The sequence below is a fragment of the Dyella sp. RRB7 genome, assembly GCF_022761115.1.
In the GTDB taxonomy this organism is placed as follows: Bacteria; Pseudomonadota; Gammaproteobacteria; order Xanthomonadales; family Rhodanobacteraceae; genus Dyella.
On sequence record NZ_JAKWJS010000002.1, the window covers coordinates 138,867 to 150,991 of the forward strand.

General features: G+C 62.8%; 8 protein-coding genes. 2 read left to right on the forward strand and 6 right to left on the reverse strand.

Annotated features, from left to right (window positions below; translation table 11 throughout):
• The first annotated feature begins 43 nt into the window (after nucleotides 1–43).
• Nucleotides 44–2,092, forward strand: a complete 2,049-nt coding sequence (gene tkt / locus MJ606_RS06925; RefSeq protein WP_243048717.1) for a transketolase — start codon at nucleotides 44–46, stop codon at nucleotides 2,090–2,092.
• 40 nt (nucleotides 2,093–2,132) lie between these two features.
• Here the strand turns inward: tkt and MJ606_RS06930 are convergent, their stop codons facing one another.
• The 4 genes from MJ606_RS06930 to MJ606_RS06945 all read right to left on the reverse strand — a co-directional run bounded on the left by MJ606_RS06930 (nucleotide 2,133) and on the right by MJ606_RS06945 (nucleotide 7,193).
• A complete protein-coding gene (locus MJ606_RS06930) occupies nucleotides 2,133–3,272 on the reverse strand; it encodes a hypothetical protein (RefSeq protein ID WP_243048718.1) in 1,140 nt (379 codons plus the stop codon).
• A gap of 88 nt (nucleotides 3,273–3,360) precedes the next feature.
• On the reverse strand, nucleotides 3,361–4,266 hold the full coding sequence (gene gnd / locus MJ606_RS06935) for a phosphogluconate dehydrogenase (NAD(+)-dependent, decarboxylating) (RefSeq protein WP_243048719.1): 906 nt from the start codon (nucleotides 4,264–4,266) through the stop codon (nucleotides 3,361–3,363).
• Nucleotides 4,267–4,377: 111 nt separating this feature from the next.
• On the reverse strand, nucleotides 4,378–5,901 hold the full coding sequence (locus MJ606_RS06940; protein ID WP_243048720.1) for a mercuric reductase: 1,524 nt from the start codon (nucleotides 5,899–5,901) through the stop codon (nucleotides 4,378–4,380).
• Nucleotides 5,901–7,193, reverse strand: a complete 1,293-nt coding sequence (locus tag MJ606_RS06945) for a glucoamylase family protein (protein WP_243048721.1) — start codon at nucleotides 7,191–7,193, stop codon at nucleotides 5,901–5,903. Before MJ606_RS06945 ends, MJ606_RS06940 begins: the two co-directional genes overlap by 1 nt.
• Before the next feature lie 320 nt (nucleotides 7,194–7,513).
• Between MJ606_RS06945 and MJ606_RS06950 the strand changes: the two genes are divergently transcribed.
• Entirely contained in the window at nucleotides 7,514–11,392 is a 3,879-nt protein-coding gene (locus MJ606_RS06950) for a glycosyl transferase family 36 (protein ID WP_243048722.1), read from the forward strand.
• A gap of 82 nt (nucleotides 11,393–11,474) precedes the next feature.
• Here MJ606_RS06950 and MJ606_RS06955 read toward each other — a convergent pair whose 3' ends face one another.
• Nucleotides 11,475–11,714: a hypothetical protein gene (locus tag MJ606_RS06955; protein ID WP_243048723.1), complete on the reverse strand. Its 240-nt coding sequence runs from the start codon at nucleotides 11,712–11,714 to the stop codon at nucleotides 11,475–11,477.
• 12 nt (nucleotides 11,715–11,726) lie between these two features.
• The gene (locus MJ606_RS06960) at nucleotides 11,727–12,032 is read right to left on the reverse strand and encodes a winged helix-turn-helix domain-containing protein (RefSeq protein ID WP_243048724.1); all 306 of its coding nucleotides are present in this window, start codon (nucleotides 12,030–12,032) and stop codon (nucleotides 11,727–11,729) included.
• Nucleotides 12,033–12,125: the final 93 nt, after the last annotated feature.

The window sequence follows — 12,125 nt, forward strand, 5'->3', positions numbered from 1 at the left end:
ACGCCCGCGGTAGTTACTTCCTCTTGCCTCACAGGTAGCCGATATGTCCGCCAAGCTCGACTCGTTGTGCGTCAACACCATCCGCTTCCTGTCGATCGACATGGTGCAAAAGGCCAATAGCGGGCATCCCGGCATGCCGCTGGGCGCCGCGCCGATGGCCTACGTACTATGGACCCGCTGGCTCAGGTACAACCCGCGCAATCCGGCGTGGGCGGATCGCGACCGCTTCGTGCTGTCGGCCGGGCACGGTTCGGCGTTGCTGTACAGCCTGCTGCACCTGACCGGCTACGACCTTTCGCTGGATGATCTCAAGCAGTTTCGCCAATGGGGCAGCAAGGCGCCGGGGCATCCCGAGCGCGGCCACACGCCCGGCGTGGAAACCACCACCGGGCCGCTGGGCCAGGGCATGGCCAACGCGGTGGGCATGGCCATCGGCGAAGCCCAGCTGGCGGCGCGCTACAACCGGCCGGGTCATACGGTGATCGATCACCGCACCTATGCCATCGTCAGCGACGGCGACCTGATGGAAGGCGTGGCATCCGAAGCTGCCTCGTTGGCTGGGCATCTGCGGCTCGGCAAGCTGATATGCCTGTACGACGACAACTACGTCACCCTTTCGGCGGGCACCGACATCACGTTTTCCGAAGATCGCGCACAGCGGTTCGAGGCTTATGGCTGGCACACGGTGCGCGTGCACGATGGCAACGATCTCGATGCCATCCAGGCCGCCTTGCTGTCGGCGCATCAGCAGACCGGCAGGCCGTCGCTGATCCTGGTGCGCACGCATCTTGGCTACGGTTCTCCCGAGCAGGACAGCTTCAAGGCGCACGGCTCTCCGCTTGGCGTGGAGGATGTGCGCAAGACCAAGCAGACGCTGGGCTGGCCTGCCGAACCGGATTTCCTGATACCGGACGAAGCGCTGGCCCATTTTCGCGAAGCGGTCGGGCGCGGCGCGGATCACGAAGCGGCGTTCAAGCAACGCCTGCGGGCTTATGGCGAGGCTTTTCCGCAGCTCAGCGCGGAGCTGCAGCGGAGCCTGTCCGCCGAGCTTCCCGCGGGCTGGGACACCGATATCCCCGTGTTTCCCGCCGATGCCAAGGGGCTTGCCACGCGAGACGCGTCGAGCAAGGTGATGAACGCGATAGCCCCCAGGCTGCCGCCCCTGACGGGAGGCTCCGCCGACCTCAACCCATCCACCAAGACCGCACTGAAGGACCTGGGCGATTTCAATCCGCCCGCATCGACGGGCGAGGATGTGCAGGGCTCCGATCCGGCCGGCTGGAGCTGGCAGGGACGCAATATCCATTTCGGTGTGCGCGAACATGCCATGGGCGCCATCGTGAACGGCCTTGCGGCACACGGCGGCTTTATTCCCTTCGGCTCCACCTTCCTGATCTTCTCGGACTATATGCGCCCGCCCATCCGGCTGGCCGCGCTGATGGGGCTGCATGTCATTCACGTATTCACCCATGACAGCATTGCACTGGGCGAGGATGGCCCCACGCATCAACCGGTGGAGCAGCTGGCGAGTTTGCGCGCGCTGCCCAACCTGGTGGTGATCCGCCCGGCGGACGCCAATGAAACGGCGGTCGCCTGGCGGGTGGCGGTGGAAACGCGCGCTGCCCCGGTAGCGCTGGTACTGACCCGGCAGAACCTTCCCACGCTCGATCGCCAGCGCTATGCCAGCGCCGAAGGTTTGCGCCAGGGCGCCTATGTCCTTAGCAACCCGCCGGCCGGCGAGCCCGAGCTGATGCTTATCGCCAGCGGCTCCGAAGTGAGCCTGATGCTGCAGGCGGCGGAACGCCTGCAAGGGCAGGGCATCGCGGTGCGCTGCGTTTCGATGCCGAGCTGGGAGTTGTTCGAGGCGCTACCGCAGGCCGAGCGGGACCGGGTGTTGCCGCCCTCGATCAAGGCGCGACTCGCCATCGAGCTGGGCGTATCGCAAGGCTGGAACCGCTACGTCGGCGCGCACGGCGACATGCTGGGCGTCGAGCGCTTCGGTGCCTCCGCGCCAGCGGAGGTGATGTTGCGCGAATATGGGTTTACCGTGGACAACGTCTGCGCACGCGCGCTGGCGTTGCTGGGACGATAGGACCTTGGCCGTGTGGTTAGCCGCACCAGCCGCTCATGCCTCAATCGGGCAACAAGTGGGCTCGAAGACCATTGGGATCGACTTGATATCTGCGCCGTTTCCCTTGCTTATCGGAGAACTCCAGCAGGCCGGGGGCGCCCACGTACAAGGGATCCTTTACCTCGGGGCAATGGTCGCCGCGAACGATCGGAATGGCTTCATCAATCAGTGCCGTCAGTAAAGGGCGCACATAGATGCGACAAGTTTTCTCGGTATCGTTAAACAGTACGACGTAATCCGTGGCCTCATGAAAGTTGACCCAATAGGTATCAAAACGCTGTGCGTCCGGAACATCGAGAGGCCTGCCGTCCAGGTTGAAGAATTTCAGGGCTCCCCGGCGAACCGCGAATAGGGCGGATGCTGGGGAGTCCACCATGCCGACGGTCAGTTGGCCTACGCCCTCGTAGGCCGTCGGGATGATTTCCTTTAGATCGGCCAGCCGCAGCAAACCCCAGTGGTTGTCTCCGTCACAGACTTCGGTGAATGCCCGAAGGGTTACCGGCCACTTTTCGTTCAGTTCAACCGCCTTGCCGGCCTGTGAGCAAATGCCGCTTGCGTACCATTGCGGCGCACGGGCCGCGATTCGCCCGGCGCGGATGCGTACATACGTATAAAAAGCGAAGCCCCATTCGTCGGGAGCGCCCCGAGTCAACCGCAAGACCATGCCCTGGCCCTTCTTGGCATCGTGGAGGTAGACGCTTTCGTATTTGTTGAACTGATCGATGAGCACCCGTCCCTGGGCGTCGAGCAAGGCAGCGCAGCCCTTGCGCATGGCAACAAATGTGGTGGTATCCGAAACAGGTTCGATGGATTCGTACAGTTCGTCGCCATAGGGAGACGGCGCGTAACGCATGGAATAGAGCGTCTTGTCCGGAAGGTGATGCTCACGAACCGACCTGGACCAGATCGAATCGGGCTCCAATGCTCCCCTGTAGCCACTGGCCCTGTACCCTTCAAAGATCGTCGGACGATGCCGAGGATCGTCACCCGCGCTTTCAACGCAGCGCTCCCGCCACTGCCGCTCGATGCGCGATCGGTCAGAAATGTTCTGTTGGCTGCTTTCGAGTACGCCGGCGGTGGCGGCGAAACTGGCGCAGGCGAGGCCCATGATGGCGACGATGCGACGAAGACCGTTGTCCATGATTTGCGGATCTCCATGATTTCTTTTCGACGGCTTCGGTCATCGTAGGCCGGTTTCACATTGAACAGGCGCTGCGGTAGCGATCCGCTCACTCGCTTTTGATCGGATGTCCGCCGAACTCGTTGCGCATGGCCGACAGCAGCTTGTCGGAGAACGAGTCCGTGTCGCGCGAGCGCAGCCGTTCGATCAACGACTGGGTGATCACCGGCGCGGGTACGTTGAGATCGATGGCCTCGTCCACCGTCCATCGCCCCTCACCCGAATCGGCGACATAAGGCGCGATGCCGGTCATGCGCGGGTTCTTTTCGAGCGCGGCGGCGGTCAGGTCCAGCAGCCAGGAGCGCACCACGCTGCCGTAGCGCCATATCTCCGCCACCTGGTGCAGGTCCAGGGCGAATTCGCTCTTGTGCTGGAGAATGGAGAGGCCTTCGGCATAGGCCTGCATCATCCCGTATTCGATGCCGTTATGGATCATCTTGGTGAAGTGGCCCGAACCCACGGGGCCCACCCGTCCCCAGCCCCGTTCGCTGGACGGCGCCAGCGTTTCGAACAACGGACGCATGCGTTCGACGGCCGCCGCATCGCCGCCGATCATCAGGCTGTAGCCTTCGTCCAACCCCCAGACGCCGCCGCTGGTGCCGCAGTCGATGTAGTGAATCTGCTGGTCGGCAAAGGCCTTGGCCCTGCGCATGCTGTCCTTGTAGTTGGAATTGCCGCCATCGATGACCGTGTCACCCGCCGCCAGCAGCGGCAGGAGTTCCTTGAGGGTGCCATCCGTTATGTCGCCCGCAGGCACCATCAGCCATAGCGTGTGCGGGGTGGGCAGCGCCGCCACCAGGGCGGCCAGCGAGTCCGCGGACGCGGCGCCCTGGTTTTCCAGCGCCTTGCGCGCGTCGGGCTTCGGGTCGAAACCCACCACCTGATGTCCGCCACGGACAAGACGTTGGGCCATGTTGGCGCCCATGCGGCCGAGGCCGATCATGCCGAGTTTCATGCGATTTCCTTGAGCGAGGTGAAGGGTGCTGCAGTGGCGCTGCGCACCATTGTCCGCGCGCGGCGGATAACAGCGCGTGACAGGCCAGCCATGGCGGCTAGCGTGGCGCGGTTATCGCGCCAGCCAGCGCCGGACCCTGGCCTGGACAACAGGCGTAAAGCGCGTGCGATAGTACGCCTGCGCGGCTTTCTGGATCGCCGCCGCCTGGGTCGGATAGGCGTGAATGATCCGCGCCAGCGTGCGTAGGCCAATACCCGCGACCATGGCGAGGGTGATCTCATTGATCATGTCCCCGGCGTGGCGGGCAACGATGGTGGCGCCAAGAATCTTGTCGGTGTGGCCCTTGACGTGGATCTTCACGAAGCCGTCTTCCTCGCTGTCCGTTATGGCGCGATCGATTTCGTGCATGGGAACAGTGAAAGTCTTTATCGGTATCTCCAGTCGATTGGCTTCGCGAACGTACAGGCCGACATGTGCGATTTCCGGATCGGTAAAGGTGCACCACGGAACGACCAGTTCGCTTTGCCGCTCCCGTCCGCCAAACAGTGCGTTCTGCACCACGATGTGGGCCGAGGCCTCGGCTGTATGCGTGTACTTGTGTTCCAGGCACACGTCACCGGCGGCATAGATGTTGGGGTTGCTGGTGCGCAGGAAATCATCGACATGAACGCCATTGATGAGGTCGTAGTCCACGCCTGCCGCCTCAAGACCCAGTTGCTGGACATTCGGCACATGGCCGATGCCGGTCAGGATGGCGTCGACCACGATCGTGTTCCGATAGTCGTCGCTGACCAGGTCGACCTGCTTCTCGCCATTTTCCACGCGCACCGCGACCGCCATGGTATTGAGCCGGACCTCGATGCCATCGCGGGCAAACGCATCCGAAAGAATCTGGGCGGCATCGCGCTCCTCCTTGCCGAGGAACAAGGGCATGTCCTGCACGATGGTGGTTTTCGAGCCGAGTCGGCAGAAGGCCTGGGCCAGCTCGCAGCCCAGCGGTCCGCCACCGATGACCAGCAGGCGGCGTGGCAGCTCGGTCAGGTCGAATACGTTTTCGCTGGTGAGGTAGCCCGCTTCCGCCAGGCCAGGGATGGGCGGAACCATGGGGTAGGCACCCGTCGCTATCAAAGCCTTTTCGAAACGCAGCACCTCGTCCTTGACCATCAAGGTGTCCGGCCCGGAGAAACGGGCGTCCCCGAAGAACAGGTCGATGCCGTCATTGGCCAGCCGGTGAGCCGAGTCTTCACCGCTGAGGTGGGTGCGAATACGCCTGACGCGCTCCATCACGGCAGGAAAATCGACCGTGATGTCACAGGGCACCTGCGCCCCATAGCGCCGCGCGTCGCGCATTTCGGCGTACAGCTGGGACGTGCGGATGATGGTCTTCGAAGGGATGCAGCCGCCATTGAGCGAGTCGCCCCCCAGCATGTCCCGCTCGATCAATGCCACCCTGGCGCCCAAGGCCCTGGCCACCTTGGCGGCGGCGAGCCCGGCCGGCCCGGCGCCAATGACCGCCAGGTGATAGGGGATGGAAGGGGCGGGGTTGCTCCATGTATGCGGGCGCACATTGGCCATGCGCTCGCGCTCGTACGCATCCTGGGGCGTGCTGATCGATGGGTCGCGCGGCTGCGGCATCAGTGTGATTCCCCATCATGGTTGGCGCGTTGCTGCAGCCAGCCGCCGCGAAAACCGGCGCGATGCAGGCCGCTGCCGATGTAAGGGCAGTCGCGCATCAACTGCCAGATCGATCCCGTGCGGTGGTTCTCGATCATCATGAACACGATGCCCTGGTCCAGCCCGTAATGCCCCGCTGAGACCCACGGATGGCCGTGGCTATCGGGCAGGGAAGGGTTGAAGCTGCTTGCCAGGCGACCCTCCGTCAATATTTCCGGGTAGCGACAGATCATGTGGCGTATCGAACCCAGCACGACATCGGGCGCGAACGGTAGCGATGCCAGTACCGCGGGGGCGGACAGCGTGCCGTCGTCCGGTCCATAGGGCACGCCACGGGCGGCGTAGCCAAACAGACGCCGTGGTTCGTTGTGCACATCGGGCTGCTCGTCGGTGGGGCCGTCGCAGGCCGACAGGCCCCAGCAGTGTTCGCCGTAGCCGGTGAACTCGTGCGGATTGCGTTGCGCGTACTCGCGCTGGATAAAGACGGCCCGGCTCGAATTCTGGAAGTAGTCCGAACGCGCCTCGCGCATGAAGCGGTCGCGGATGCCACGAAAATCGATCCAGGCATGCGAGAACTGGTGCACGAACAACGGGCCGGCATAGAGGTAATCGTGGTTGTACAGGTTTTCCCACTGATAGGTGGACGTCCATGATTTGTAGCAGCTCCCGGTAATGGGGTGGGTTGGCGACCCCATGGCCAGCACGTACAGCACGATGGCCTCGCTGTAGCCCTCCCATCCGTAATGCAGGAAGCTGCATTCGGGTTTCCAGCCTTGCCGGATCGTGTCGCCGCCACCTTGGGCCCAGTGCCAGTCGATGCGCCGATAGAGAAAGTCGGCCAGTTCGCGCAACTCGTCCTCATCATCCGTCGCTGCCGTGAAGTACATGCCTGCGGCAAGTACGCCGGCGATGAGCAGCGCCGTATCGATCATCGACAGTTCCGAGCGCCACACGCGCTCACCACTGTGCATGTCGAGAAAGTGAAAATAGAAGCCCTTGTAACCGGTTGCCGTGGGGCTGCCACTCTGGTCGCTGTCGCGAAAGAAGCGTAACGCGGCCAGGCAGCGTTGAACCGCATCGTGGCGATCCAGCCAACCGCGCTCAACGGCGACGGGATACGAGGAAAGTGCGAAGCCCACCACGGCAATGCTGGCCGGTGAGCCGGGGCGCGAGGTATCGGCGACCAATCCGTTGGAGGGGTTGGTGTTCAGCAGGAAGTAGTCGAACGCTGCGTGCTGCAGCCGGTCGAGCATGGCTTCATTCGTGAGCGGAGTCAGCTGTACCATCGAATGAGTTCCAGACAGGGGCGCCGGACCCGATTGAACGTTGCCATGTCATTCGGAATAAGGTCTTCCGATGATGTCGCAGAGCGGTGCATGTGCCGCGTGTAGGGATACGGCGGGGCAGCACGTTGTCCCAGTCACCGAGGTCCAGGAACTTCACACGGTATTACACCTGTGCGGCCTTATGCTCAAGTGCAGCGCGATGCGAATCCACCGCGCCATCGTGCACATGGGAGTTATGACGCCACATGCCATGCCGCCCTTCATTACCTGGTGACGCACCAGCGCAGGTGCAGCTGCTGTCCAATGGCCGCTATACGGTGATGCTGGATGCCGCAGGTTCCGGCTATAGCCAGTGGCGCGGGTTGGCTGTTACGCGCTGGCGTGAAGATCCCGTTGGCGATGGCTGGGGAAGCTACCTGTTGTTGCGGGATGAGGAGAGCGGCGAAACCTGGTCGCCGACCATCCAGCCCTACGGTGCGGATGATGACAGCCATGCGGCCGAGCTGTGCGGCGATCGCGTCAGCATGACGTGCCGGCGCAACTTGTTGATGACCAGGCTGGATATCGCGGTTGCCGCCGATCGGGACATGGAATGGCGAGGCGTCACGCTTATCAACCAGGGGGCACGCGAACGCAGGATCTCGCTGACCTCGTATGCGGAGCTCGTGCTTGGGCCGGCCGGTGCAGATGCGGCGCATCCTGCCTTCTCCAAGATGTTCGTGCAAACCGAGTGGGTGGGACAGGGCGGGATACTGCTGGCCACGCGCCGGCGGCGTTCGCCCAGCGAGCCCGAGGTGTGGGCCGCGCATCGGGTCGTCGCTGGTAGCCTTGCCGACGATGGCGGCGAGTACGAAACGGATCGCATGCGATTTCTGGGGCGTGGTCGCACGCTGCGGCGTGCCCAGGCCATGCAGGTAGGCACGGCGCTGTCGAATACCGATGGTTGCGTGCTTGATCCCGTCTTCAGTCTTCGGCGCCGGGTAACGATCGCAGCTGGTGCCAGTGTGCAGGTGGCGTTCCTGACTGCGCTGGCCAGCTCACGCGCCGACGTGCTCGCGCTGATACGGTCATGGGGCGAGCACGCTGCGGCGGAAGACATCCTTGCGGGATCGGCGGCGTATGCGAAAGAGGAGCAGGCGCGCCTGGGCATCCAGGCCGACCAGGTCGCCCGTTTTGATGGCGTGACGGCGGCTTTGCTGGTGGCGGACCCGGCGTTCAGACCTCCTTCGGAGGTGCTTGAGCGAGGTGTCGGTGGAGCGCCGGTGCTTTGGAGCTGCGGCATTTCAGGCGATCGGCCGATCGTTCTGCTGCGTATCGCCAGCAGTTCTGGTATGACCTGCGTGCACGAGCTGTTTCTCGCTCAGCGCTATTGGCAGGCCAGGCAACTGGGTGTCGACATCGTCCTGCTGGATACCGCCGATGGCGATGCCTTGCACGCGGCGTTGGGGCAACTGGCCGGGACCCAGAACGAGCAGCTAAAGAGCGATGCGCAGGCTGTCGCGGCACAAGCATTCGCGCTGCGCGACAGTGATATTTCCGACGCGGTACGCAACGGCCTGGCGACTGCATCCCGCATCGTGCTGGATGCTTCCAAGGGCTTTTCCATTTCGGCCATGCGGAATCGGGAACTACCTGTTCACCAATCCGCCATTGCCGGTGACGGTGCATTCCTGGCCAAGGAAAAATCACCCGGCGACTCATCAATGCCTTGGCCACCTGCCGAGGCGCCCAGGGGCGAATTCGACAATGGCCTGGGCAGCTTTGGCAACAGCGGGCGAAGCTACGCGATCAAGCTTCGGGATGGCCAGTGCACGCCAGTCCCCTGGGTCAACGTCATTGCCAATCCCGAATTCGGATTCCTCGTCTCGGCGGAGGGTGGTGGTTATACCTGGTCGTCCAACAGCCAGCAGAATCCGCTGACGCCCTGGCCGAACGATCCGGTCAGCGATGTTCCGCAGGAAGTGCTGTATCTGCGCGACGAAGACAGTGGTGCCTTGTGGAGCGCCACGGCGGCACCCATTCGCGTTGCCGGCGCGACCTATGCCATTGAGCACGGCAAGGGCTATAGCCGTTTTACCCACGATGCGCACGATATTGAAATCGATCTTCTGCAATTTGCGCCTACGCATGACCCCATCAAGTTGTCGCGACTTCGCCTCCGCAATCGCTCAAGCCACAGGCGGCGCCTGTCCATCACGGCCTACGTGGCATGGGCATTGGGTGCGAACGGCACCGTGCCAGCCCCCTTCGTGACAACCTCGCGTGATGCTCTTACAGGTGCGCTGTTCGCGCGCAATATGTGGCGTGCCGAGTTTCACGAGCGCGTTGCGTTCATGGACCTCGGCGGCCTGCAGCGCAGCATGACGGGGGATCGGCTGGAATTCCTGGGCCGCCTTGGCTCTGTGGACCGCCCCCACGCACTGGTCGGCAACTTGCCGTTATCGGGGCGCGTGGGGGCCGGGCTGGCCCCTTGCGGCGCACTGCAGGCATCCATCGAACTGGCGCCCGGCGAGCAGGTCGACCTGCGATTCATGCTCGGCGAAGCCAGCATGGTCGGTGAAGCACAGTCGTTGGTCGGGAAGTACCGCGCGATCGACCTCGATGCCGTTTTGCGTGATGTTCAGTCGCAATGGAGCGATCTGCTCGACACCGTGCAGGTAAGTACGCCGGATCGCGCGATGGATATCCTGCTCAACGACTGGCTGCTCTATCAGGCGCTGGGGTGCCGCATGTGGGCGCGCACGGCGTATTACCAGGCCAGCGGTGCCTATGGCTTTCGTGACCAGCTGCAGGATGCGATGGCGCTATGCGTGGCCCGACCCGCTCTCGCCCGCGAGCATCTGCTGAGGGCTGCGTCGCGGCAGTTCATGCAGGGCGATGTGCAGCACTGGTGGCTGCCGCCATCGGGGCAGGGCATCCGCACCCGGATCAGCGACGACCGTCTCTGGCTTGCCTATGTCGCTGCCCATTACGTCAAAACGACCGCCGACCACGCCGTCCTCGATGAAATCATCCCGTTTCTCGATGGACCGCCCATCAAGGACGGAGACACCGACGCGTTCTTCCAACCGGGCATCGCCAGCGAACACGCGAGCGTGTACGAACACGCAGCGCGTGCGATCGATTCCAGTTTGACGCTGGGTGCGCACGGGTTGCCGTTGATAGGCACGGGCGACTGGAATGACGGCATGAATAATGTCGGTGCGGAAGGACGCGGCGAAAGTGTCTGGCTGGCCTGGTTCCTGCTATCGACTGTCCGCGATTTTCTGCCCTACGCCCGCGCTCGCGGTGAGCGGGCGCGGCTAGACCGCTGGCAGGCCTATGCGAGTGGCCTGCAAGGAGTACTGGAGGGCAACGCAGGCTGGGATGGCGGGTGGTACCGGCGCGGCTATTACGACGATGGTACGCCCCTGGGTTCGAGCGAAAGCGAGGAATGCAAGATTGACGTCATTGCACAATCGTGGAGCCTGATCTCCGGCGTGGCGGATCCCGCCCATGCGTTGCAGGCGATGAACGCTGTCGAGAAATATCTGATAAGGCACGATGAGAAGATCGCGCTGCTTTTCACCCCGCCGTTTGACCACACGCCGTTGAACCCCGGCTACATCAAAGGTTACCCGCCCGGCATACGTGAAAACGGTGGCCAGTACACCCACGGCGCCACCTGGTCGATCTTTGCGTACGCGATGCTTGGGCAGGGCGACAAGGCAGCCGAATTGTTCGACATGCTCAATCCCATTCGCCACAGCGAGACGGCGGAGGCAGTCGCCCGTTACCAGGTTGAACCCTATGTGGCCTGCGCCGATGTCTATTCAGTGGCTCCACATATCGGTCGCGGCGGCTGGACCTGGTACACCGGTTCGGCCGGCTGGCTCTATCGGGCCGGACTGGAGGCCATCCTGGGCTTTCATCGGATTGGCGACCATCTGCGCATCAATCCATGCATTCCCCCATCCTGGCCACGCTTCGACCTTGTCTACCGCCATCGCGGCAGCCGGCATGGAGCCACGCGCTACGTGATTGCGGTGGAGAATCCTGCGGGCATCAGCAGCGGCGCAGTCCTGGTTGAGCTCGATGGCAAGGCGCTCGATACGGATCAGATCCCACTCGTCGACGATGGGCGCGAGCACCACGTTCGCGTCACGCTCTTGCGTGGCTTGGCTTGAAGATCACAGCCCAATCGTCACGTGGCGACCCCGCTCCAACTAGCGTGAAATTGTTGCGGGTGATAGGGGTGCGTGGACGTGGTCAGGAGGGGATTTCGCTTAGAACCTTCTCTACCTGCTCAAGCCTCTTCTCGATCTGGTCGAGGCTGGACTGAATTTTTTCCTGGAAGGCCACATTATTGGCCAGAAGCTCCTTTATCGCCGTGGAGCCTTCTTGAGCCATCTCTCGCTGGGTCTGGAATTTTTCAGAAAAGATGCTGTGCACATACCAGCCCACGATGGCCGCTACAGGAATAAGGATACCGAATGCTTGTCCGTCCATGTTCTCTCCTGATCAGTCGTCGATTGCGAGTCTGTGGATGACCTTTGCATCCACCTTCAGTTGGAAGGGCGCCACCTTGAAATACTTGTGCGCCTTTCCCTCTTTGGAAACTTCGAGCCGCCCCACAAGAAACCCCGCGGCCTCAAGCTTGCCCAAGTGGGCGTAAAGCAAAGGCCTGGACATGCCAAGCCGGCGCGCGAGCTCACTTATGTGAAGCTCGCTTCCCGCCAGAGCGCCAATGATCTTCAAGCGTTGCGTGCTCGCGAGCGCCGCTAATTGGGTGGCGAGCTGGTCGAGTTCGGCACTCTTTTTGGTCATACGTCAATAATAATTGACATATGTTATGAAGGCAATGGATGTGCCGGCCGAGTAGGGCAGGAGATCCTTGTTCCGGCGAACACGGGGCTGGCA

Excerpts from the sequence above, each read along its gene's own strand:
- tkt (WP_243048717.1), top strand. The coding sequence starts at position 44 with ATGTCCGCCAAGCTCGACTCGTTGTGCGTCAACACCATCCGCTTCCTG.
- MJ606_RS06930 (WP_243048718.1), bottom strand. The coding sequence starts at position 3,272 with ATGGACAACGGTCTTCGTCGCATCGTCGCCATCATGGGCCTCGCCTGC.
- gnd (WP_243048719.1), bottom strand. The coding sequence starts at position 4,266 with ATGAAACTCGGCATGATCGGCCTCGGCCGCATGGGCGCCAACATGGCC.
- MJ606_RS06940 (WP_243048720.1), bottom strand. The coding sequence starts at position 5,901 with ATGCCGCAGCCGCGCGACCCATCGATCAGCACGCCCCAGGATGCGTAC.
- MJ606_RS06945 (WP_243048721.1), bottom strand. The coding sequence starts at position 7,193 with ATGCTCGACCGGCTGCAGCACGCAGCGTTCGACTACTTCCTGCTGAAC.
- MJ606_RS06955 (WP_243048723.1), bottom strand. The coding sequence starts at position 11,714 with ATGGACGGACAAGCATTCGGTATCCTTATTCCTGTAGCGGCCATCGTG.
- MJ606_RS06960 (WP_243048724.1), bottom strand. The coding sequence starts at position 12,032 with ATGACCAAAAAGAGTGCCGAACTCGACCAGCTCGCCACCCAATTAGCG.